Origin of the sequence: Micromonospora halotolerans (assembly GCF_032108445.1) — a bacterium.
GTDB classification, from domain to species: Bacteria; Actinomycetota; Actinomycetes; order Mycobacteriales; family Micromonosporaceae; genus Micromonospora; species Micromonospora halotolerans.
The window spans coordinates 6,111,767-6,133,004 of record NZ_CP134876.1 but is presented as its reverse complement, the minus strand read 5'-3'; the positions used below and the strand labels follow the sequence as shown (position 1 = coordinate 6,133,004).

Genomic DNA, 21,238 nt, shown 5'->3' with positions numbered 1-21,238 from the left:
CGCGGTCAGCCGGACGCCCGTGGCGATGTCCCGCACCCCGCAGGATGCGTCAGGCCGTCCGGTGGCCTGGCCGTCGCGGACGCGCGACGCGCCGCCGGCCGCTGGGACGAGGTCACCCGCCGTACGTCGGCCGCGGTGGCGGCCGCCCGTTCCGCGTCGGAGGCGTGAGATGCTGCGGATCCGGCCCGCCGACGACTGTCGGTACGACCTCGTCTCCCTCGGCGAGATCATGCTGCGCCTCGACCCCGCTGAGGGGCGGGTGCGCACCACCCGCAGCTTCCAGGTCTGGGAGGGCGGCGGCGAATACAACGTCGCCCGGGGACTGCCCCGCTGCTTCGGGCTCCGCACCGCGGTGGTCACCGCCTTCGCCGACAACGAGGTGGGCGCCTGCTCGAGGGGGACCGGAAGGGCGACCTGATCGTGGCACGGGTGCGCCAAAGGGCCCACCGGAACTCTCCTCGACCGGACCAGCCGGCGTACTTTTTCGCGGCCACCAAGTCGAGGGTGCCGAGGTGGGCGATCGTCTCCCGCTTCAGGGAGCGTTGGTGGTCAACGTCGAACGCTGCAGGCCATTTGCGGGCGGGAACGTCTCTGCCCGGATGCGCCCGTCACCGCCAGGCATCCCGGGCGGCGACCTCGCGATGCAGGGAGGCGGCGAGGAGCTCCTCATCGTCCACGACTCGGCCCAGGCCGCTCCGCTAGGTGCTTGACCGACGCGGCCAGGGACGGCGAGGTGTCCGGTCTCAAGGGGCCATCTCAGACCACCGGGGGCGTAGGTGGCTAGCCGGCACATTGCCGGCAGGCCCGCTCAGCAGCTCTCGCCTGCGGGTCGGTGGCTCGCCGTCACTCGCAGACCCGCCAGTCGCCGTCTTCCTTGACCAAGGTGAGCACCTGGGTCCCGCTGGCACCGTTGGGCAAGAGCCAGCGCACGTCGGCCTGCCCGCGGACCCGGCCGTTGCTGTTGGTGATGTTCACGCCGACGATCTCGTAGCCGGTGGACGTGAACAGCTCGGATTGCTGGCGGACGAAGTCGGCCTGGCTCTGCCGGTTCCGCAGTTGGCTGCAGAGTTGTCCGTAGGCCGCCGGGAAGTCCCGCGCGACCATCGCCCCGGCGAAGGTGTCCACACTCTCATGCGCGGGCCCTCTGGCCTCCCGGGACAGGTTCCACAGTACGGAGCCGCCGATGACGCCACCGAGGCAGCAGAGGGAGACCATGACACCGACGACGATGAGCACTGTTCGTCTTGTACGCGGGTCCTTCGGTGGCACCATGACCGGCTCGTACGCCATACCGCGCACGATAGGAGAATCGCGCAACTGTGCGGGGGTATGGGGCGGTCCGAGGAGGCCCTGCCGTTGAGGCAGCGGGCGTTGGAGGGAAGAACGCTCCGGTCGTGCTCACGCCCAGGTCGGCTACTCAACAGCAGAAGGGGGAGCACCGCCGCGATCGCGGAGAGGGGCGCCCTTCCCATTGCCTGCAGCGATCGAGTTGTGCGGGCGGCGTGCGTGCTGCCACCGGCGGTGCACGGTGGACGACTTGATCCTTCGGTCAGGCGATCCCCGTTGAGCCGGTCGTGCCGGTCACCCGCCACCCGCTGCCTGCGTCCCTCTGTAGGGCATAGGTCAGCCATGTGGCGCCGAGGCAGGCGACGAACCCGTTGATCGCGACCTTCGCCTTGCTGTCGTCGCCGTCGACGGTGCCGAGAGTGATCAGGATGCCGCCGTCCCTGACCTGCGGGCAGCCGTCCCTCGTCTCGATTACTGCTTTCCGGTCGGCGATGAACTCGACCGGCGCCACCTGCGCCAGGGCGGCCGTGATCTGGTGTTGGGCATTCAGCGCTATGGCAGTGCCTCGCTCATGCTTTCCCAGCGGATCTCCGGCGTCCGGATGGGCCTGGTCGAGCACGTAAATCTTCGTGAAGGTCCGCGCGGGAAAGGAGTTTTCCGTGGGCGTGGTGAGATATCGCTGCAGGACCGGAATGTAGATCTCGGCCTCGCGGAGATCGGCCGGTGCATCTCCGGCTGGCGCCAGGGCCGGCGTGGGCACCGCAGTGGTGCTGCGGGCGCAGCCCGCCGTACCGGCGAACGCTCCTACAACAATCGCGAGGACCAGCACACGCCGCATCAAGAGTCCTCCTGTGCCGTCTTTGATTGGCCGTCACCGCTAAGACGGGCGTTGCCTCCTCCCGGTTCCCGATCTCAGCCGGACCGGCGGTCGGTGCTGTCGGCTGCGCAGCGTCGCGCGGGCCGAGAGCTGGGCTCCGTGTCCGCAGTCGCGGACTCCAAGCGGACTCTGCTGTGCACTTACCTGTCGGCCGTGCTGCTCGTCCGGTTGGCGGTCAACTCCCTGTTCGGCTGGTGGTGGGCCGACCGCGCCGCAGCACTGGTGATCGCCGCCGTTGCCATCAAGGAAGGCCGCGAAGCCTGGCTCGGCGTCGCCTGCTGCTCCCCGGCCGCCGCGCTTCGGCCCGCGACCGGAGCGGGCGGCGACGCCGCCGGCTGCAGCGACGGCTGCTGATGATTCGCTCTGCCAGATCCAGGCTGCCTGTCCGAGCAGGCGGGCCTGCCCGACCTGCTGCCCAAGTCACCCTGACCAACCGGTCCTTGGGATGCGCGCACAGGAACGCGTGCGCAGCCGGGATAAGACGGCGGGAGTAGCCGTAGTCGGGGAGGTCCGGGCTCGCGGACGTCGTCGAGATGCCAACAGGGGCCGCTGGTCTGGCGCGCATCGGACGGGTCCTCGGCGGGCGTTCGGGGGTGAGCGCCCTGGTCTCATCGAGTGCGGGGCTGCCGGACGGCTTGGTTGACGCTGGCAAGTCACCGCCGGGCTGCGTCCGCAGCCCGCTTGAGTGCCTGCCGCAGCGCCTCGATGGGCGGTACTCCTGACAGTGCGCCGTTGCTGCGGTAGATCCGGCATGCCAACGCCGGACGCGAGTCGGGTTCAGCGAAGGGGTCCCAGCCGTTGATGTGGGTGCTGCAACATCGCGCTGAGGGCGAGCGCCGACCAACTGACTGCCGGCCTCTGGCGTTTCGCAAATCGATTGGCTACCGTGCCGATCGAACCCTCACACCAAGGAGAAGCATGGACAGTGGGCGCACCCGTCAGGCTCTGGTCGTCCGGGGTGGCTGGGAGGGGCACAGCCCGGTCGCGGCGACCGAGAGGTTCATCCCGTTCCTCGAGGAGCACGGCTACGCCGTCGAGGTGCACGAGAGCCCCGAGGTGTACGCCGACGGCGAGAAGCTCGCCGCGATCGATCTCGTCGTGCAGTGCTACACCCAGGGCGTCGCCACCGACGAACAGGTACTCGGGCTGTCCGCCGCGGTCGCGGGCGGCACCGGTCTCGCCGGCTGGCACGGTGGCGTCTGTGACTCCTTTCGCGGCTCGCCCGACTACCTACACCTCACGGGCGGGCAGTGGGCCGCGCATCCCGGTGGCTTCGTCGAGTACGAGGTGACCGTCGTGCCGGAGCGGCGCGGGCATCAGATCGTCGAGGGCCTGGACCGCTGGGCGCTGAACACCGAGCAGTACTGGGTGCTCACCGATGAGCTGAACGACGTGCTCGCTACGACCACGTTCGGCGTGCGTGACGACACGCCGTGGCGGGAGGAGCTGACCTGCCCCGCGGTGTGGACCCGCCAGTGGGGGAAGGGCAGGGTCTTCGTCTCGACGATCGGCCACAAGCTGGAGGACCTCGACCACCCAGATGTGCGGACGCTGACCGAGAGAGGTCTGCTGTGGGCGAGCCGCTGACCCGGGAACCGATGCGGATCATCCTCGACACGGACCTGGCCATGGGGGCGCCGGGGTCGGACATCGACGACGGCTTCGCGCTTGCGCTGGCCCTGGCCGACCCCGGTCTCCGCGTCGAGCTGGTCACGACGGTCGGTGGCAACAGCGACGTCGTGACCTCGACCCGGCTGACTCGTGAGCTGCTCGAGGTGCTCGGCCGCGGCGACGTGCCCGTGGTGCAGGGTGCCCCGGCCGATGTCGTCGCGGCCGAGGAGATCGCGCGTCGGGTGCTCGCCGAGCCAGGGCAGTTGACCATCGTCGCGATTGGACCGCTGACCAATGTCGCACGCGCGCTCGCGCTCGCACCGGGGGTCGCGGGCGCGGTGCGCGAGGTCGTCGTCATGGGTGGGGTGTTCCTCGAGCAGACGAACGTCGCGGCGATGCCGGGTGAATACAACTTCTGGTGCGACCCCGAGGCGGCCCAGTCGGTCTGCGAGAGCGGCGCGCGCCTGCGGTTCGTCGGACTCGACGTGACCCGTCAGGTGCGGCTGAGCCGCGAGGACGCCCGAGCCCTGGAGTCCGAAGGGAAGTTCGGCCGGATCGCCGCCCGCCACAGCGAGGCCTGGATCGACTTCCAGGAGCGGGTCAAGCCGCGAGAGGCGATCGAGCAGGGCAGCTGCGCGCTGCACGACCCGCTCGCCGTCGCGGTGGTCACCCGTCCGGATCTGGTCACCTGGACCGAGGCGCACGTCGCCGTGGAAACGGCCGGCCGGGTCACCCGCGGGGTGGCGGTGGCCGACCTCCTGATGTGGGAGAACCCGCCCGAGCCCAACTGCCGGATCGCGACAGCGGTGGACGCGCCTGCCTTCCGAGAGTTGTTTCTCGAGCGGATGGCGGCTCTGCCGTGAGCTGTCGGTCGACGTCGTGGCCGGCCTGTCGTCAGGGGGGAAGCTGTCACCAGGTACCCGCGAGCGAGTTGAGCCTGGTCAGCGCGGTGCGGATCATGTGACCGAGGCGTACCGCGCGACGCACCGGAGGATGCGCCGTACGACACCGCCGGGCTGCCGTACCTCAGTACCTCCGGTGCCGTCGAGCCGCTGCCCGGCGCCCTCGTCGGAGCGGAGGCCGAGCCGGTAGCGTACGGGTCGGCGGCGTCGCGGTTGGCGAGACTTCCCCCGAGGATTGGGCCGACGCATTGTCCTGGTGACGCAGGAACACCACCTGTTCATCGGCTCGCTGCGAGAGAACCTGGCGATGGCCATGCTCCAGGGCCGTACGGTGATCGCCATCGCCCACCGCCTGCACACCGCGCGCGCCGCCGATCGGGTCGCAGTGGTCGAAGGCGGGCGCATCACCGAGCTCGGCACGCACGGCGAGCTGGTCGCCGCCGATGGAGCGTACGCCGCGCTGTGGCGTTCATGGCACGGACCCGACCCGCCCGTCTGACCGGTTGACTGCGTTGACCGGAAGGTGCGCAGCACTTAGCGTGTTCCTCTAGCAAACCGATTTGCGCCGGTCCGAAGGAGAGATCATGAGCGCGCATCAGCCTGGCGGCCCGCGGTCCGAGCTCGGGGTAGCGATGATCGGCTACGCGTTCATGGGTGCCGCTCACTCCCAGGGGTGGCGCACCGCGCACCGGTTCTTCGACCTGCCGGTCCGCCCGGCGATGAGCGTCATCTGCGGCCGCACCGAGTCCGCCACCAAGGCGGCCGCCGACAAGATGGGGTGGGCGGACTGGACGACGGACTGGCGGCAGGTACTCAACCGGGATGATGTCCAGGTCGTCGACATCTGCACGCCAGGCGACACGCACGCCGACATCGCCATCGCGGCCTTGGAGGCCGGGAAGCACGTGCTGTGCGAGAAGCCGCTGGCGAACACCGTCGCCGAGGCCGAGCAGATGACCGCCACGGCCCAGGCGGCACAAGCGCGAGGCGTCCTGTCCTCCGTCGGATTCAACTACCGCCGTACACCGGCGCTCGCCTACATGAGGCGGCTCGTCGAGGAAGGCGCCGTGGGCGCGGTTCGCCACATTCGTGCTCACTACCTGCAGGACTGGATTGTGGACCCGGAGTTCCCGTTGGTCTGGCGACTGCAGAAGGACAAGGCTGGATCCGGCGCGCTCGGCGACATCGGCGCACATATCGTCGACCTCTCCCAGTTCCTCACCGGCCAGCGCCTGACCAAGGTCTCGGGCCACCACACCCGCTTCGTCGAGCGCCGTCCCGTCGCCCAGGCGACGTCCGGGCTGAGTGCGAGCGGCGGCGTCGAGACCGGCGAGGTCACCGTCGACGACGCCGCGGTGTTCTTCGGGCGCACCGACGGCGGCGCGCTCGCGACCTACGAGGCGACCCGGTTCGCCACCGGGCGCAAGAACGCCATGCGGATCGAGCTGAACGGTTCGGCCGGCAGCATCGCCTTCGACTTCGAGTCGATGAACGAGCTGCACGTGCACGACGGCACCGCGCCTTCCCGTGACGCCGGGTTCCGCCGGATCCTGGTCACCGAACCCGACCATCCCTACACCGGCGTCTGGTGGCCTCCCGGCCACGGACTGGGCTACGAGCACACGTTCGTGCACGAGATCGCCGACTTCGTGCGCGATGTCGCAGCCGGCACGCCGCCGGCGCCGTCGTTCGCCGACGGCCTCCAGGTCCAGCGGGTGCTGGACGCCGTTGAGCGATCCTCGGCAGCGGGCGCCGGCTGGACCGCGGTCTGACCAATGCCCGACGGGAGCACCGGTGCGTGCGCCCCCCGGCAGCGCATCGGGCCGTCTGCGGCGTCGTTCGACGCCGCGTTCTCCCCAGGCCCTGACCGGTCGCCCTTACCGGCCAACCCACTACCGAGAGGTACACAGTTGAGCAAGCTGCGCGTCGGCGTGATCGGACTGGGCGAGGTCGCCCAGGTCATCCACCTGCCCGTCATCGAGTCGTTGCCCGACCGCTACGAGCTCGCGGCGATCTGCGACATCTCGCCGGGTCTGCTGGAGCGTCTGGGCGCTCGCTATCGGGTCGAGCACCGCTACACCGACTTCCGCGAGATGCTCGCCGCCGGCGGCCTGGACTGCGTGGTGGTGCTCAACAGCGACGAGTACCACGCGGACTGCACGGTCGCGGCGCTCGACGCGGGTCTCGACGTACTGGTCGAGAAGCCGATGTGCCTCAGCCCCCGCGAGGCACAGGAGATCATCGCGGCGCGCGACCGGTCGGGGAAGACCGTGATGGTCGCCTACATGCGGCGTTTCGCACCGGCGTTCACCGAGGCGGTCGAAAAGCTGCCCCAGCTCGGCCCGATCCGCTACGTGCGGGTCCACGACGTGATCGGCGAAAATCGGCTGATCGTCGACCAGACGTCGTACGTCGACCGGCCGGACGACGTCCCGGAGGAGGCGGTCGACGAGAAGTGGGCGCGCCGCTCGGCGCTCGTGAAGGAGGCGCTGGGCGACGTTCCCCAGGAGCTGGAGTGGACCTACGGGTTGCTCTGCGGCCTCGGCAGCCACGACCTCTCCGCGATGCGGGAGCTGCTCGGCCGCCCGAAGGAGGTCTCGGCCGCGAAGATGTGGCGCAACGGCGGCTACCTCGTCGCACTCCTCGACTACGGCGACTTCGTCGTCACGTACGAGACAGGGGTGGACGACCAACTGCGCTACGACACCTACATCGAGGTCTACGGCGCGAGCGGCACGATGAAGGTGGAGTACGACACGCCCTACGTCCGGCACTTCCCGACGACGCTGCATCTGGAGCTCACCGACGGCGACTCCTACGAGCGTTCCGTGCGGCGACCACACCTCAAGGACCCCTACACCTACGAGCTCGAGCACTTCCACGAGGCGGTCACCACAGGTGCGACACCCAAGACGACCCCGGAAGATTTCGTGCACGACATGGAGCTCTTCGTCGAGATCATCCGAGCCCTGGAGAAGGGCTGATCCCGGGACGACGTCGAGCGGGGCGACATTCGGAAGATAAGTCGAGCCCAGCCGAAGATAGGTGTCGTGGCCCCGGTCGCCGCGCCGTAGCGTCGTCCTCGCCCCTGTCCCCCCGAACACCTTTACCTGGAAAGGCGCCACCGCGATGACTGAGACCCTGACCGACGCCGATGTGGCGTTCTTCCGCGAGAACGGCTATCTGTTGCCCGGCCGGCAACTGCTGTCGGAGGATCGCCTCTCGCAGCTCGAGCTGATCTTCAACGAGCACCTCGAAGCCAGGGGCGACAAGCTCTCCGACGAGCTCGACACCCCGCACTACCACGACGAGCGGCTGCTGGATCACCTGCTCTCCGACGAGGTTCTCGACTGGGTCGAGCCACTGGTCGGCCCCAACATCGCTCTCTGGTCGAGCCACTTCATCTCGAAGGACCCCTTCACCGGCCGGGCGACCCCCTGGCACGAGGACAGCGCGTACTGGGAGGGCCGCTTCGACGACTACGACAACATCGTCACGATCTGGCTCGCCCTCGAGGGCGGCTCGTTCAAGGAGAACGGCTGCATGCGGGTCATTCCGGGCTCGCACCTGGACGGCGGGTTCTCGGACAACTACCGGCCCACCGACATGACCGAGCAGACCTTCCACGCCGAAATCGCCGGTGTGGACGAGGGGAAGGCCGTCTACTTCGAGTTGCAGCGCGGCGAGTTCTCGATGCATGACGGCCGGATCGTCCACGGCGCCCGAGCCAACACCAGCGCCACCCGGCGCACCGGCTACACCATGCGGTACTTCCCAAGCTCGGTGAAGATGCAGGACGTCCCACAGAACGAAGGATGGAAGATCTGGCTGGCCCGAGGGGTCGACCTCGCCGGTAATGACTACGCGAACGCACCCGCCCGCGCCTGAGGTTCGGCTCATGAGACTGGGACTTCTGACCGCCTGCCTGCCCGGCGAGTCGCTCGAGGACATCGCCCGGTGGGCCGGCGGCCACGGGTACGCCGCCCTCGAGGTCGCCGCCTGGCCCGACCGGCCCGGCCGCGACTGGGAGGCCAGCCACCTGAACGTCGAGGCATTCGGGCAGGCCGACGCCGACAGCGTCGCCGCGATGCTCGACCGGCACGGCCTGACCCTGTCGGCGGTCGCGTACTACGAGAACAACCTGCATGAGGACCGGGAGGTTCGCGAGGCGACGCACGCGCACCTGCGCCGGTGCATCGACGCCGCCCACCTGCTCGGCGTGCGCCTGGTCGGCACCTTCGTCGGCCGCGACGTGACGCTCACGGTGGCCGAGAACCTCCGGCTGGCCGAGCAGGTGCTGCCGCCGCTGGTCGAGTACGCCGCGGCCCGCGACGTACGCCTCGTGATCGAGAACTGCCCGATGGAGGGCTGGCATCCCGACGGCTATCCGGCGAACCTCGCGTACTCGCCCGAGCTCTGGGGCTGGATGGCCGACCTCGGGCTGTGGCTCAACTACGATCCCTCGCACCTGGTCTGGCTCGGCATCGACCCACTGGCGGCGCTCGAGGCGCACGCCGAACGGATCCTGCATGTTCAGGCCAAGGACGTCGAGGTGCACGCCGCCGCCCGCAACCGCTACGGGGTGTTCGGGCAGGTGCTCAACAAGCAGCCCTGGAAGAGCGGGTGGTGGCGCTACCGCATCCCCGGCCTCGGTGAGGTCGACTGGCGGCGCCTGATCGACGCGCTCCACCAGCACGGATACGAAGGTGTCGTCTCCGTCGAGCACGAGGACCCGGTCTGGAGCGGTGATCCCGGCCGCGTCCGCCAGGGCCTGACCATCGCACACCGCACCCTCGCCCCGCACGTCCACGTCTGATCGACCGCCCGGGAAGGCCCCGCCCATGCACCGCGGCGTCTACTTCGATGCCTGGTTCCCCCGCCAGCACTGCTACCACCCGAGTCTCCCGCCCCGCCGCCTGCGAATGGTCGACGAGCTCGTCGACTACCGCGCCACCGTGCTGGTGTGGTCTGCCATGGGCGGTGGCTCACTGGCCCTGCCGTACCTCGAGCAGGAGGCGTCCGGCCCGGTCGACGCCCGCTCGCGCTTCTACGGCTTCGTCAACGACAGCGAGTTCATCGCCGCTTGCCACGAGCGGGGCATCAAGGTGCTAGGCATCATCTTCGAGGCCCAGGGCTGGGAGTTCCCGGTCGAGTTGACCGACCAGGAGGACGCCGTCCTCGCCCTCAACGAGCTGCGCGGCGTGGGGAAGCGCGACTGGATGGGGCTGCGTGAGTTCTCGTCCAACCGCTACCCCAAGCTCTGGAAGCCGGTCGAACACTACTTTCCCGGCGGCCTGGTGAACTCCGACGGTGATCCGGTCACCGACCTGATCGAGGAGTGCGTGGCCCGCGACATTCACGGCCGGCCCTGCCATGCGCACTGGGTCGAGTGCCCGGATCGCGAGCACCAGTGCTTCTACATGGACCGCAACAACCCGGTCTGGCGCGAGTACCTCAAGGCAGTGATCAGGATCCAGGTCGATGCCGGTGTCGACGGGATCCAGCTCGACGAGGCCGAGCTGCCGATGGGTGCATTCCAGTACGGCGCTTGCTTCTGCAAGGACTGCATGAAGGGTTTCCGCGCCCACATCCAGGGGCTGAAGCCCTCGGCGGTGGACGTCGTGCTCGACGGAGTCGACCTCGAGACCTTCCACTACGGCGACTGGCTGCTCGCGCAGGGCTACGACTTCAAGTCGGACCGCGAGTCGACGCCGCTGTTCGGCGACTACTACGCCTTCCAGTGCCTGTCGATCAAGAGGTATTTCGCCGAGCTCGCCGACTACGCCCGCGAGTACGCCCGGTCGCGCGGCCGCGAGATCATCGTCTCCGGCAACTTCTTCAACCTCGAGCCGATGTACCTCGCCCTCGCCGACGACGTCGACCTGGTCATCACGGAGATGCGGAACACGACGTACCGCCAGCCGGACTGGTACCGGTACGTCGCGGCGTTCGCCGGTGACAAGGATGTCGTAGTCGTCGAGAACCCGTACGGCGGTGTTGTTCCGGAGCTGATCGACCTGCTCGGAAAGGGCAAGGGCTACGACCTGTTCCGGCTCTCGCTGTTCGAGGCGGCGGCGATGGGCTCGAACATGTCGGTGCCCTACGGTTCCTGGATGGGCAGCGTCATCGAGGACTCGTTCTACGCCCCCCACGAACTCGCCAGCGGGATCCAGGCGTTCCTGGCCGACCACGAGCAGCTGTTCGCGCGCCGGACCGCCAACGACGTCGCGGTCGTCTTCAGCGTCGAGAGCACGCGCGAGCTGATCGGCAAGGCGGACGCCGGCGACAACACCACCAACGCGCGCGACGAGTCGGTGGTGGTGCCGTATCGCGTCGTGACGAAGACGCTGTCGGACGCCGCGGTGCCCTACGACGTGGTGATCTGGCCCGACGGCGTCACCGCTCCGGACCGCTCGAGCACTGAGGCGCTGCTGCGGTACTCGACCGTGATCCTGCCGGACGTCTTCGCACTGACCGAGGGTCAGGTCGCCGCCGTCGAGGGATACCTCGCGGCCGGCGGGACGGTCGTCGTCACCGACCGGGTGGCAAGCTCCCTCCCGCAGCACGCAGGTGTCCGCACCGCACGCCGTGCCGTGCTCGACGAGCTGCTCCCGCACGGGCGGCAGGTCGAGACCACGGTGTCGGCCGCCGCGAACCTCCAGCACCTGGCCGACGGCTCCTACGCGCTGCACCTGGTCAACTACGACTACGACCGCGATGCCGACGCGGTGCGCATGCTCACCGATGTCCCGCTCCGCGTGCGGCTGCCGAAAGACCGGAAGCACGCGACCGTGGTGGCGAGCGACGGGACGCGAACGCCGCTGGAGGTGGTCCGCGAGGAGGGTGCGCACGTCGTACGCCTCGACTCGCTGGGCGTCTACGCGATCGTGGTCTTTCACGATGGGGAGCTGGCGTGAGGATCGCGGCGCTGCGTGGACGTGAGACGTTCGAGGTCGAGGAGGCCCGGGTTCCGTCGATCGAGCCGGATGAGGTGCTGGTCCGGGTCGTGGCCTCGGGCGTGTGCGCGTCGGAGCTCGAGCCGTGGCTGACCGGTCCGCCGGCGGGGGAGGTCCGGTACCCGGGCCACGAGGTCAGCGGCGTGGTCGTCGAGATCGGCGCCGAGGTGACCGCGCCGGCGGTCGGGGACCGGGTCGGCGTCTGGGTCACCGAGCGCGGCTTCGCGGAGTACGTCGCGGTGCGCGCGGCGTACTGCTTCCCGGCCGGCGACGGCCCGCTCGACGAGGCGCTCGCGGAGCCGATCGCCTGCTCCGTCAACGCCGTCGAGGCCGCCGACGTCCGCCTGGGCGACGACGTGGTCATCATCGGGGCCGGATTCATGGGGAACCTGGTGCAGAAGCTCGCCGCCTTGCGCGGCCCGCGGCACCTGATCGTGGCCGACGCGCGCGCCGACGCCCTGGAGCGCGCCGAACGGCTCGGCGCCACGCGGACCGTCGACGTGACGAAGGAGTCACTGCCCGACGTCGTACGGTCTCTCACCGACGGGCGCGGCGCCGATATCACCTTCGAGTGCACGGGCACTCAACGCGCCCTCACGGTGTGCGGTGACACCACCCGGATGAGCGGCACGGTCGCGATCGTCGGCTTCCATCAGGGCGCCGACCGCACCATCCCGCTGGCCTACTGGAACTGGATGGCGTTCAAAGTCGTCAACGCCCACTTCCGTGACGTCGCGGTGATCATGCGGGGCATGTCGGTCGGCATGCGCCTCCTCGCCGGCGGCGTGCTGTCGATGGACGGCCTCGTCAGCCACCGCTTCCCGCTCGAGGAGATCAACACCGCCTTCGCCACGCTGCGCGAGAAGCCTGATGGGTTCGTGAAGGCGGTCCTGACGTTCCCCGAGCCGTGACGGTGGTCGGTCGCCGCTCAGGCGGTGCCGCGCTCGATCAGCGGGCAGGGCAGCACAACGGTCCGTCCGGCACCGGTGTAGCGGCCCGACATCCGGCTCATCAGCAGGTCGCCGGCTGTGCCGCCGGCCTCGTAGGCCGGGTTGCGGACCGTGGTCAGCCCCGGTGTCACGATAGTGGCGGCGTCGACGTCGTCGAAGCCCACGATGGCCACGTCCTGCGGGACGGAGAGTCCGAGCTCGTGGGCCACGTCGAGCGCGCCGATCGCCATCAGGTCGTTGGCGCAGAAGACGGCGTCGGGTCGGACCTCGAGCGCCATGAGCGTCTTCATGGCCTCGTAGCCTCCCTTGCGGGTCCAGTCGCCGCGCACCATTCGTTCGACGGGGACCTTCCGCTTCGCGGCCTGCATGGCCGAACGGAAGCCCGCCGTGCGCGCCGCGCCGTAGTGAGGCGGGCCTTGGATCATTGCGATCCGCTGGTAGCCGCGCGAGGCCAAGAAGGAGGCGGCAGCGCGAGAGCCGGTCTCATCGTCAGGGATGACCGCGTCGCAGAGGGGATGGTCGAGCTGGTCACCGATGCAGACGATGGGAGTCTGCTTGTCGGCCTCCCCGAACGTGACCTGCGAGGCGGTCTCGCCGGACGCGAAGACGATGCCGTCCACTCCGCGGTCCATGGCGTCCTGGAAGAACCTGCGCTCTCGGTCGTGCTGGCCGTCGGTGTTGCAGACGTATGTCCCGTGCCCGGCGGCGTCGACGGCGTCCGCCAGACCTCGGGTGAGCACGGCGTAGAACGGGTTGGTGATGTCGGGGACGACGACCGCGATCATGTGCGACTGCCGGGTCCGCAGGTTGCGGGCCACGATGTTCGGCCGGTACCCGAGTTCGCGGATCGCCTCTATCACGGTGCCTCGGGTGGCGACTGCGACCGTGCGCTTGCCGGACAACACGTGGGAGACGGTGGTGGGGCTCACCCCGGCGCGGCTGGCGACCTGCGCGATCGTCACGCGCGAGCGTTGGTCGGACGCTGCCTCGCTCCTCGACATGGCCGTATCCTACTGGGAGATCTGGTGCCAAAACGATTTGGGGTCGTCCCATGAGCGACCTGGTCGAGCGGTTCAGCAGCGAGTCGCTGCTCCTTCCCGACAGCGGTGCGCGGGTGATGCGCCCACGGCTGCGCACCGTCGACGTGCACTGGCACGACTACTACGAACTGTGCCTGGTGGTCTCAGGGGCGGCTGAGCACGTGGTGAACGGTGCTCCGCGAGCCATCGGCCGGGGGAGTGCCTTCCTGCTGTCGCCCGCGGACTTCCACGCCATCCGGTCTATCGGTCACGAGCCGCTCGGCTGCTACAACACGGTCATCGACCCGGGGCTCATGGAGCGACAGCTCGCCGGGCTGGGGCCGCCCTCGGTCGGTGACCTCCCGTGGCAGAGCGACGACTTTCTCGATGCGGAAGTCGACCTGCGCCGGCTCCAAGCCGAGTTCGAGCAGCCACGGCTGGGCAGCGCACGACTGGTCGAGGCGCTCGTGGGATGCCTGGTGGTCGAGCTCGCGCGGCACCAACCGGTCGAGGCGGCGGTCGCCGACCACCGCCTCGGCGTGACCGATGAGCTGCGGGTCGCGGTCCGCTACGTCGATCGGCATTTTCGCGAGCCGATCTCGCTCGCCGACGCCGCCCGGCGGGCGCACTTGTCGCCGAACTACTTCAGCGAGCGGTTCCGGGAGTACACCGGCTCGTCCTTCCAGCTCTACCTGCAGGAGCGCCGTCTGCGGTTCGCCCGTTCCCTGCTCGCGTCGACCTCGTTGTCCGTGACCGAGGTGTGTCACGCCGCAGGCTTCAACAGCCTCTCGCACTTCGGTCGTGCGTACCGGCGCCGGTACGGCACCGCTCCATCGGAGCGTTCAGGCGGACACGCGGCAGCGCTCCCAGGGATCTCGGGGTCGTCACAATGTGATGCAGCACACCCGGATCCATTGACAAATGCCCGGTTCCTTGGCGAGACTGCCCGCCAACTAGCCAATCGATTTGCATCCGTTCAAGGCTCCGTAACTTCCACACAGCGAGTAGTAGGGAGCAGGCGTGGTGAGGTTCCATAAGTCCTGGAAGACTGCGGCAATCGTTGCGTTGGCCCTCGCGACATCGCTGAGCGTCGCGGCGTGCGGAAGCGATGGGAAGAAGCCGGACACCAACATCGGCAAGGGTCCGGGTCCGGTGAAGGACCCGACCACGCCGCAGACCGTGACGTTCTTCTCCTGGGTCGGCAACGAACCGCAGATGAAGAAGATGGCCGCCGAGTTCCACAAGCAGCATCCGAACATCACGATCAAATTCGAGAACGCCCCCGCGGAACAGGCGCAGCAGGTCCTCAGCACCCGCATCGCCGGCAACACCCCCCCAGACGTCGCCTACATCAACGCAAGCGACACCAGCGACTACGCCGCCCGAGGGGCGCTCGTCGACCTCGGCGGCTACATGGAGCGCGGCGAGATCGTGAAGCCGGACAACTACGTCGATGGCTTCAAGACGTTCGTCACCTGGAACGACAAGATGTGGGGACTGCCGTTCGACGGCGAGACGACCGGTCTGTTCTACCGGACCGATCGCTTCAAAGAAGCCGGGATCGACGGCCCGCCGAAGACCTGGGACGAGTTCAAGGCCGCCGCAGAGAAGCTCACCGACACCGCGAACGGCAAGTACGGCTTCGAGATGTTCGCCTCCGAGTCGGCGTACTACTGGTACCCCTGGCTCTACCAGGCCGGTGGCGACGCGCTGACCAAGGACGGCAAGGACATCGCCTTCGACAGCGCGCAGGGCAAGACGGCGGCCGAGTTCTATGTGAACCTCGCCAAGTACTCGCCGCGGGACTACCTCAACTCCAACTCCTACGACGGCCGGGTGGCGTTCGCGAAGGGCGACGTGGCGATGTACGTGGCGGGCGCCTGGTTCGCCGGCACCCTCGCAGACGAGTACCCCAAGCTCACGGGCAAGTGGGCGGCGGCGCCGCTCCCCGACGGGGCCGCCGGGTGCAAGACCACCATCGCCGGAGACTCGCTGGTGATGTTCAGCAAGACGAAGGTCTCCGACGCCGCGTGGCTGTGGATGGAGTTCCTCTCGCAACCCGACAACCTGGCCAACTGGACGTACAAGACCGAGGGCACGCTGCTGCCTCCGACGAAGTCGCTGCTCGGCAGCCCCGACCTCGCCACGGAGAAGCCGGTGCTCAAGCCCTTCGCCGACCTGATGTCGTGCGGCGTCGCGAGCACGGTCTCCAATCCGAAGTACCCGCGGATCGAGACCATCCTCAACGAGCAACTCGGCAAGGCCATCTATGGCGACCAGACCGCTGCGGAGGCGCTGGACAACGCCGCCGAGCAGGGCCGGGCGATCCTGGCCCGCTGACCGAGCGGCCACAGCACCGGCGATGCGTCACCGGGCCGGACCGGCCCGGTGACGCACGGAGGAAAGGAGACGGTGATGGCGACGGCACGGCCGCTGGGGCGGACCGAGACGGACGCGGTCCCTGTGAAGGCCGGCGGGCGATGGACCCGGCCACGCCTCAGACGCGAGATCCCGCACGGGAACCGGCGCGGCGTTGCGGCCCGGGTCTGGACGCAACGGTCGGCGTACGTCTTCCTGCTGCCCGGCATGCTGATCTTCTCGGTCTTCACACTGGCCGCCCTGATCTTCGCCGTTTACCTGACCTTCCACCGGTGGAGCATCATCGAGCCGGACCGGCCGTTCGTCGGGTTGGACAACTATCGCGACATGATCCAGGATGAGCGGTTCACCGGGTCGGTGCTGAACACCATCTACTTCAGCGGCGCCTCGGTTCCGCTCTCGATGGCGATCGGGCTGCTGCTGGCGCTTCTGCTCAACCTGCCGCTGCGGTTGCGCGGCCTGTTCCGGGCCGCGTTCTACCTTCCGGTCGTCACGCCGTTCGTGGTCTCCGCCATCCTCTGGAAGTGGCTCTACAACGGTGACTACGGGCTGTTCAACCACTACCTGCTGCAGGCGCACCTCATCGATGCACCCTTGCTGTGGCTGTCGGACAAGAACCTCGCGATGCCGGCGGTCATTTTGATGAGCGTGTGGGCGGGCACCGGCTTTTCGATGGTGGTCTACCTCGCCGGGCTGCAGGCGATCCCCGACGAGCTCTACGAGTCGGCCCGCATCGACGGTGCCGGCGTATGGCAACGCCTGCGGTACATCACGATCCCCATGCTCCGGCCCACCACCCTGTTCTTGGCCGTCATGGGGATCATCAGCTCGCTGCAGGTCTTCACCCAGATCTTCGTGATGACCAGCGGCGGACCGGTCAACAAGACGACGACGATGGTCTACTACATGTATCTCTGGGCGTTCAAGTACTTCGACATGGGCTATGCCAGCACCCTGGCGTTCGCGCTCTTCCTCATGCTGCTCGCGTTCACGGCGCTCCAGCTGCGCCTCATGCGGCAGGGGTTCGACGCATGAGCGGCGTCGTCGCAGGAGTCGACCTGCGTCAGGCGGCGCCGGAGCCCGCTGCGCCGGACCGAAGGTCGCCGCGGAACGGGGTCAACCGGTTCACGTGGCAGCAGAAGGTGGTCACGTACCTGGTTCTCGCCCCGCTCGCGATCTTGTTCGTGGCCCCGTTCGCATGGCTGATCAGCGCGTCGTTCCAGCCGATGGGGGAGATCTTCTCCACCTCGCCGCACTGGGTTCCGAAGGACCCGACCCTGGAGGGCTACAAGGGCTTCTTGAATGTCGGTCACCTCACCAAGGCCCAGCAGGGCCAGGGACACGGTGACTGGCGGTGGTTCGTGAACAGCGCCTTCGTCGCGATCGCGATCACCGTGCTGCAGACATTCTTCAACGCCCTGTGCGCCTACTGTTTCGCCAAGCGCCGGTTCCCCGGCCGTAACGTGATCTTCATGCTCTTCCTGGCGACGATGATGGTTCCCGGCCAGGTCACGCTCATCCCGAACTACCTGATCATCAAGCACATCCCGTTCTTCGGTGGCAACGACTGGATGGGCAACGGCGGGCACGGCTGGCTGGACTCCTACTGGGGTCTGATCATGCCGGGGATCGTGTCGGCGTTCGGCATCTTCCTCATCCGTCAGTACATGCTCTCGATCCCGGATCAACTGCTGGAGGCCGCCCGCATCGACGGTGCGAGCGAGTTCCGGATCTTCCGGTCGGTCGTGCTGCCGCTGTGCGCGCCGGCGCTCGCGGCAAACGCGATCTTCACCTTCCAGGGGGCGTGGGAGGACTTCTTCTGGCCCCTGATCATCCTGTCCAGCCCCGAAAAGATCACCGCGCCCGTGGGGCTCGCCCTGTTCGTGGTGCAGAACCGCACGTCCTGGACCTTGCTCTTCGCCGGGTCGGTGATCGCGACCCTGCCGATGATCATCGTGTTCCTCGTCTTCCAGCGGAAGTTCGTGCAGGGCATCGCCCTCACCGGTGTGAAGGGCTGACCGTGGCGACGGCGAATCCGGGTGGAGCCCGCGACGTGCTCGCCCGGCTACTCGAAGCCGGGGACGGCGTGCTGAGGTGTGAGCCGGCGTGGGTCGCGCGCGACTTCCTGCCGCCGGGCCGGCGGCTGGGTTTACCCGAGAACGCCTACGACGTCGGGGAGCGTGGCGCGATCTGCGAGCGGTGGCTCGCCTCGACGACGAAGGCGGACAACCGCGTCGGTCCGCAGGACGAGGGGCTCAGCCACGTCGTGGGGGAGCACGGTGAGCGGCTCCTGCTGCGCGACGCCGTTGCCGCCGATCCGGCGGCGATCCTGGGCGCGGCGTACGCCGCCTCGCATCCCGCGGGACTGGGGCGGCTGGCGAAGATCTTCGACTACGCCCACCGGTTGCCCTACCACATCCATCCGCCCCAGGAGTTCGCGTCGCTGGTCGGCCGCAACGCCAAGGACGAGTCCTACCATTTCCTGCCGGGTGTCGACCCGGGCGCGCACCCGGAGACGTTCTTCGGCGTGCACCCGTGGATCGCGGAGCAGTCGGCGCACGAGGTGCTGTTGCCCTACCTCGTCGACTGGGACAGCGACCTGATCCTTCGGCATGCCCGCGCGGAGCTGCAGGTAGCCGGCGAGGGATTCCATGTGCCGTCCGGCGTGCTGCACGCCCCCGGCACGGCTCTCACCCTCGAGTTGCAGGAGGACTCCGACGTCCTGTCGATGTTCCAGGCATTGAACGCCGGCCGGATCATCTCCAAGGACCTGCTGTTCAAGGACGTCCGGCCGCGGGACCGCGACAAGCACGGCGAGCGGTTCCCGCTCGGCTTCGTGGACTGGGAGGTCAACGGCGACCCGTGGTTCTACGAGAACCGCCACCTGAGCCCGCAGCCCGTCGTCGGCGCGGACGGCGATGGCGAGGAGACCTGGGTCTTCTACAACACCAGCAAGTACGCCGGGAAGCGTCTCGTCGTCCCGCCGGGCGGCGTCCACCGGCTGCGCGAGCCCGGCGTCTACAGCGTCTTCGCCTGGACCGGTGACGGCAGGCTCGCCGGGCATGAGGTGCGCGGCGGCGAGCCGGGCCGGGACGAACTGGTGGTCACCCACGACGCGGCGACCCGCGAGCACGAGGTCGCCAACACCGGAAGCGAGGACCTCGTGGTATTCCTGTTCTTCGGGCCCGACCTCCACACGGAGGCGCCGTCCATCGCGGGCCGTGCGCGATGACCGGCGAGCTGACGGTCGGCCTGCTCGGGGCCGGCATGATCGCCGGCGTCCACGCGCACGCCTACCGCGACTCCCCGGGCGTCCGGCTGGCCGCCGTTGCCGACACGGTCCGGGGCAAGGCCGAGCGGATCGCCGACCGGCACGGCGCGAAAGTCGTGCCGGACCTCTACGCGCTGCTCGACCTCGGCGTCGACGTCGTCGACATCTGCACGCCGCCGACCGCCCACGCCGACGCCACGATCGCCGCCCTTCGGGCGGGCCGGCACGTGCTGTGCGAGAAGCCGATCACGCGCACCATGGACGAGGCGCGCCGCGTCCTCGCGGCCGCCGACGCCGCGCCCGGCCTGCTCTCGATCGGGCAGGTGGCCCGCTACGGCCCGGACCACCGGCTCGCCCGCGACCTGGCGGCGTCGGGCGAAATCGGGCTCGTACGTATGCTCAGCCACTCGACGACGACCTCGCTACCTGGGTGGAGCGAGGGGGGATGGCTCGCCGACCCCGCGACATCCGGTGGTCCGCTGCTCGACCAGGCCGTGCACAGTTTCGACTACGCCCGGTGGGTGATCGGCAGTCCCGCCGTACGCGTGCACTGCATGGCGGCCGACAGCGACGCGGGCGCGCTGACCTACACCCTGACGACGGTCCGCTACGAGAACGGCGCCATCGCCCACATCGAGTGCAGCTGGGCCCACCCGGCCTCGCGCGGCTTCAAGCTCCGGGCCGAGATCACCGGCACCGATGGCCAGCTGTCGTGGGACTACGACCACATGATCGGCGGCGTACTGCACGCCCACGACGGTGACTCGGAGTGGTGGGACGTGCTCGGCGACCGCGAGTTCACCCACGAGCTGAGCGCGTTCTTCCAGGCCTGCCGCGACGGCGGACCCCCGCCGGTGCCCGCCGTCGAGGCGGTCGAGTCGCTGCGCACGGCACTCGCCGCCCTCGAATCGGCCCGCACCGGCCAGACGATCGACCTGATCAGGTGGGAGCTTTGATGAGCCGCAAGCCGGTCGGCGTCGCGATCCTCGGCGCCGCGCACATGGGCCACGTGTGGGCCTACTCGCGGGCGCTGACCGCGTCGCCGAACGCCTGCGTCGTGGGCCTGTACGATCCCGAGCCCGAGCACACCCGCTGGATCCGCCAGGATTTCGGCGTACCACTCACCGGCGACGCCGAGGCGCTGCTGGCCTCGCCCGCGGTGGACGCCGTGCTGGTGTGCAGCGCCAACGACGAGCACCGCGTCCACGTCGAGCTCGCCGCCGCCCACGGCAAGCACGTCTTGTGCGAGAAACCGATCGCCACGACGGTCGAGGACGGCGAGGCGATGGTCGCCGCCTGCGCGGCCGCGGGCGTGCAGCTGCACCAGCCGTTCGTGTCCCGCTTCCTGCCCATGGTCGAGCGGGCGCGTACGGCGGTCCGCGACGGCCGGTTGGGCGATCTGATCGGCCTGGTCGGTGGCAACCGCGGCCGCCCGCCGCTGCCCCCGGCGTACCCCGGCTGGATCACCGACCCGGTGGCCGCCGGCGGAGGGGCGCTCATCGACCACTCCGTCCACGTCACCGACGTGATGCGGCACGTCAGCGGGCTCGAAGTGACCGAGGTGTCGGCCGAGGCCGGGTCGCTGCTCTGGAACCTCGACGTCGAGGACGTCGCGGTGGTCTCGTTGCGCCTGGAGAACGGTGCGGTCGGCAGCATCGACCCGAGCTGGTCGGTGCCGGCGAATCACCCGCACGACTACGACTTCTACCTCCGCCTGGTCGGCACCGAGGGCTCGCTGGAGATCACCGACGGGGCCGAGGCGCTGAACGTCATCAGCGCCGGTGAGGGCGGTCCGCGGGGCCTGCGTCAGGCGTCGTTCGCCGAGGACGCCGATCGGGCGATGATCGAGGCGTTCCTCGCGTCGGTGCGCGCAGGCGTGATTGAGGACCCGTGTGCGACGGGGCAGGACGGCGTGCGCGCCCTGGAGGTCGCGCTGGCGGGCTACCGTTCCTCGAATCTGGGGCAGGTCGTCAAGCTCCGATAGCG

The 21,238-nt window shown here is 69.0% G+C and carries 19 protein-coding genes and 3 pseudogenes; 18 read left to right on the top strand and 4 right to left on the bottom strand.

What is annotated here, in order from left to right; genetic code table 11:
• The first annotated feature begins 169 nt into the window (after positions 1 to 169).
• A complete protein-coding gene (locus tag RMN56_RS28845) occupies positions 170 to 418 on the top strand; it encodes a carbohydrate kinase family protein (RefSeq protein ID WP_313720966.1) in 249 nt (82 codons plus the stop codon).
• 34 nt (positions 419 to 452) lie between these two features.
• Here RMN56_RS28845 and RMN56_RS32885 read toward each other — a convergent pair.
• From RMN56_RS32885 to RMN56_RS28835, 3 genes and pseudogenes are all read right to left on the bottom strand, one after another.
• Positions 453 to 732, bottom strand: a pseudogene (locus tag RMN56_RS32885) (ATP-binding protein); the annotation flags it as partial.
• Positions 733 to 843: 111 nt separating this feature from the next.
• Entirely contained in the window at positions 844 to 1,290 is a 447-nt protein-coding gene (locus RMN56_RS28840) for an Rv0361 family membrane protein (RefSeq protein ID WP_313720964.1), read from the bottom strand.
• A gap of 259 nt (positions 1,291 to 1,549) precedes the next feature.
• Positions 1,550 to 2,125, bottom strand: a complete 576-nt coding sequence (locus RMN56_RS28835; protein WP_313720962.1) for a hypothetical protein — start codon at positions 2,123 to 2,125, stop codon at positions 1,550 to 1,552.
• Between the two features lie 93 nt (positions 2,126 to 2,218).
• Between RMN56_RS28835 and RMN56_RS28830 the strand changes: the two are divergent.
• The 10 genes and pseudogenes from RMN56_RS28830 to RMN56_RS28785 all read left to right on the top strand — a co-directional run.
• Positions 2,219 to 2,518, top strand: a pseudogene (locus RMN56_RS28830) (cation transporter); the annotation flags it as partial.
• Between the two features lie 564 nt (positions 2,519 to 3,082).
• Positions 3,083 to 3,751, top strand: coding sequence for a ThuA domain-containing protein (locus tag RMN56_RS28825; protein WP_313720960.1), 669 nt, complete (start codon positions 3,083 to 3,085; stop codon positions 3,749 to 3,751).
• Positions 3,736 to 4,638 carry a nucleoside hydrolase gene (locus RMN56_RS28820; RefSeq protein ID WP_313720958.1) on the top strand — a complete coding sequence of 301 codons (903 nt, stop codon included), beginning with the start codon at positions 3,736 to 3,738 and terminating at the stop codon, positions 4,636 to 4,638. The genes RMN56_RS28825 and RMN56_RS28820 overlap by 16 nt, the downstream gene beginning before the upstream one ends.
• A 218-nt stretch (positions 4,639 to 4,856) precedes the next feature.
• Positions 4,857 to 5,176, top strand: a pseudogene (locus tag RMN56_RS28815) (ABC transporter ATP-binding protein); the annotation flags it as partial.
• Positions 5,177 to 5,261: 85 nt separating this feature from the next.
• Positions 5,262 to 6,449 carry a Gfo/Idh/MocA family protein gene (locus RMN56_RS28810; protein ID WP_313720956.1) on the top strand — a complete coding sequence of 396 codons (1,188 nt, stop codon included), beginning with the start codon at positions 5,262 to 5,264 and terminating at the stop codon, positions 6,447 to 6,449.
• A 138-nt stretch (positions 6,450 to 6,587) separates the two neighbouring features.
• Complete coding sequence (locus RMN56_RS28805) at positions 6,588 to 7,661, top strand: Gfo/Idh/MocA family protein (RefSeq protein WP_313720954.1); 1,074 nt, start codon at positions 6,588 to 6,590, stop codon at positions 7,659 to 7,661.
• 145 nt (positions 7,662 to 7,806) lie between these two features.
• Positions 7,807 to 8,565, top strand: coding sequence for a phytanoyl-CoA dioxygenase family protein (locus RMN56_RS28800; protein ID WP_313720952.1), 759 nt, complete (start codon positions 7,807 to 7,809; stop codon positions 8,563 to 8,565).
• 10 nt (positions 8,566 to 8,575) lie between these two features.
• Complete coding sequence (locus tag RMN56_RS28795; protein ID WP_313720950.1) at positions 8,576 to 9,493, top strand: sugar phosphate isomerase/epimerase family protein; 918 nt, start codon at positions 8,576 to 8,578, stop codon at positions 9,491 to 9,493.
• Between the two features lie 25 nt (positions 9,494 to 9,518).
• Positions 9,519 to 11,594 (top strand): type 1 glutamine amidotransferase family protein, encoded by a 2,076-nt coding sequence (locus RMN56_RS28790; RefSeq protein ID WP_313720948.1) that lies wholly within the window; start codon positions 9,519 to 9,521, stop codon positions 11,592 to 11,594.
• Positions 11,591 to 12,544: a zinc-binding dehydrogenase gene (locus RMN56_RS28785; RefSeq protein WP_313720946.1), complete on the top strand. Its 954-nt coding sequence runs from the start codon at positions 11,591 to 11,593 to the stop codon at positions 12,542 to 12,544. Before RMN56_RS28790 ends, RMN56_RS28785 begins: the two co-directional genes overlap by 4 nt.
• Positions 12,545 to 12,561: 17 nt before the next feature.
• Here RMN56_RS28785 and RMN56_RS28780 read toward each other — a convergent pair whose 3' ends face one another.
• Positions 12,562 to 13,584, bottom strand: a complete 1,023-nt coding sequence (locus tag RMN56_RS28780) for a LacI family DNA-binding transcriptional regulator (RefSeq protein WP_313720944.1) — start codon at positions 13,582 to 13,584, stop codon at positions 12,562 to 12,564.
• Between the two features lie 50 nt (positions 13,585 to 13,634).
• On the opposite strand from RMN56_RS28780, the gene RMN56_RS28775 reads away from it, so the two are divergent.
• The 7 genes from RMN56_RS28775 (at position 13,635) to RMN56_RS28745 (ending at position 21,236) form a co-directional block, all read left to right on the top strand.
• Positions 13,635 to 14,639 carry a helix-turn-helix transcriptional regulator gene (locus tag RMN56_RS28775; protein ID WP_313720941.1) on the top strand — a complete coding sequence of 335 codons (1,005 nt, stop codon included), beginning with the start codon at positions 13,635 to 13,637 and terminating at the stop codon, positions 14,637 to 14,639.
• A complete protein-coding gene (locus RMN56_RS28770; protein WP_313720939.1) occupies positions 14,623 to 15,942 on the top strand; it encodes an ABC transporter substrate-binding protein in 1,320 nt (439 codons plus the stop codon). The genes RMN56_RS28775 and RMN56_RS28770 overlap by 17 nt, the downstream gene beginning before the upstream one ends.
• Positions 15,943 to 16,017: 75 nt before the next feature.
• Positions 16,018 to 17,016 (top strand): carbohydrate ABC transporter permease, encoded by a 999-nt coding sequence (locus tag RMN56_RS28765; RefSeq protein ID WP_313720937.1) that lies wholly within the window; start codon positions 16,018 to 16,020, stop codon positions 17,014 to 17,016.
• Positions 17,013 to 17,999, top strand: coding sequence for a carbohydrate ABC transporter permease (locus tag RMN56_RS28760; protein ID WP_313720935.1), 987 nt, complete (start codon positions 17,013 to 17,015; stop codon positions 17,997 to 17,999). Before RMN56_RS28765 ends, RMN56_RS28760 begins: the two co-directional genes overlap by 4 nt.
• A gap of 2 nt (positions 18,000 to 18,001) precedes the next feature.
• The gene (locus RMN56_RS28755; protein ID WP_313720933.1) at positions 18,002 to 19,213 is read left to right on the top strand and encodes a hypothetical protein; all 1,212 of its coding nucleotides are present in this window, start codon (positions 18,002 to 18,004) and stop codon (positions 19,211 to 19,213) included.
• Positions 19,210 to 20,208, top strand: coding sequence for a Gfo/Idh/MocA family protein (locus RMN56_RS28750; RefSeq protein WP_313720931.1), 999 nt, complete (start codon positions 19,210 to 19,212; stop codon positions 20,206 to 20,208). Before RMN56_RS28755 ends, RMN56_RS28750 begins: the two co-directional genes overlap by 4 nt.
• A complete protein-coding gene (locus RMN56_RS28745) occupies positions 20,208 to 21,236 on the top strand; it encodes a Gfo/Idh/MocA family protein (protein WP_313720930.1) in 1,029 nt (342 codons plus the stop codon). The genes RMN56_RS28750 and RMN56_RS28745 overlap by 1 nt, the downstream gene beginning before the upstream one ends.
• Positions 21,237 to 21,238 lie beyond the last annotated feature (2 nt).

Excerpts from the sequence above, each read along its gene's own strand:
- RMN56_RS28845 (WP_313720966.1), top strand. The coding sequence starts at position 170 with ATGCTGCGGATCCGGCCCGCCGACGACTGTCGGTACGACCTCGTCTCC.
- RMN56_RS28840 (WP_313720964.1), bottom strand. The coding sequence starts at position 1,290 with ATGGCGTACGAGCCGGTCATGGTGCCACCGAAGGACCCGCGTACAAGA.
- RMN56_RS28835 (WP_313720962.1), bottom strand. The coding sequence starts at position 2,125 with ATGCGGCGTGTGCTGGTCCTCGCGATTGTTGTAGGAGCGTTCGCCGGT.
- RMN56_RS28825 (WP_313720960.1), top strand. The coding sequence starts at position 3,083 with ATGGACAGTGGGCGCACCCGTCAGGCTCTGGTCGTCCGGGGTGGCTGG.
- RMN56_RS28810 (WP_313720956.1), top strand. The coding sequence starts at position 5,262 with ATGAGCGCGCATCAGCCTGGCGGCCCGCGGTCCGAGCTCGGGGTAGCG.
- RMN56_RS28800 (WP_313720952.1), top strand. The coding sequence starts at position 7,807 with ATGACTGAGACCCTGACCGACGCCGATGTGGCGTTCTTCCGCGAGAAC.
- RMN56_RS28795 (WP_313720950.1), top strand. The coding sequence starts at position 8,576 with ATGAGACTGGGACTTCTGACCGCCTGCCTGCCCGGCGAGTCGCTCGAG.
- RMN56_RS28790 (WP_313720948.1), top strand. The coding sequence starts at position 9,519 with ATGCACCGCGGCGTCTACTTCGATGCCTGGTTCCCCCGCCAGCACTGC.
- RMN56_RS28780 (WP_313720944.1), bottom strand. The coding sequence starts at position 13,584 with ATGTCGAGGAGCGAGGCAGCGTCCGACCAACGCTCGCGCGTGACGATC.
- RMN56_RS28775 (WP_313720941.1), top strand. The coding sequence starts at position 13,635 with ATGAGCGACCTGGTCGAGCGGTTCAGCAGCGAGTCGCTGCTCCTTCCC.
- RMN56_RS28765 (WP_313720937.1), top strand. The coding sequence starts at position 16,018 with ATGGCGACGGCACGGCCGCTGGGGCGGACCGAGACGGACGCGGTCCCT.
- RMN56_RS28760 (WP_313720935.1), top strand. The coding sequence starts at position 17,013 with ATGAGCGGCGTCGTCGCAGGAGTCGACCTGCGTCAGGCGGCGCCGGAG.
- RMN56_RS28750 (WP_313720931.1), top strand. The coding sequence starts at position 19,210 with ATGACCGGCGAGCTGACGGTCGGCCTGCTCGGGGCCGGCATGATCGCC.
- RMN56_RS28745 (WP_313720930.1), top strand. The coding sequence starts at position 20,208 with ATGAGCCGCAAGCCGGTCGGCGTCGCGATCCTCGGCGCCGCGCACATG.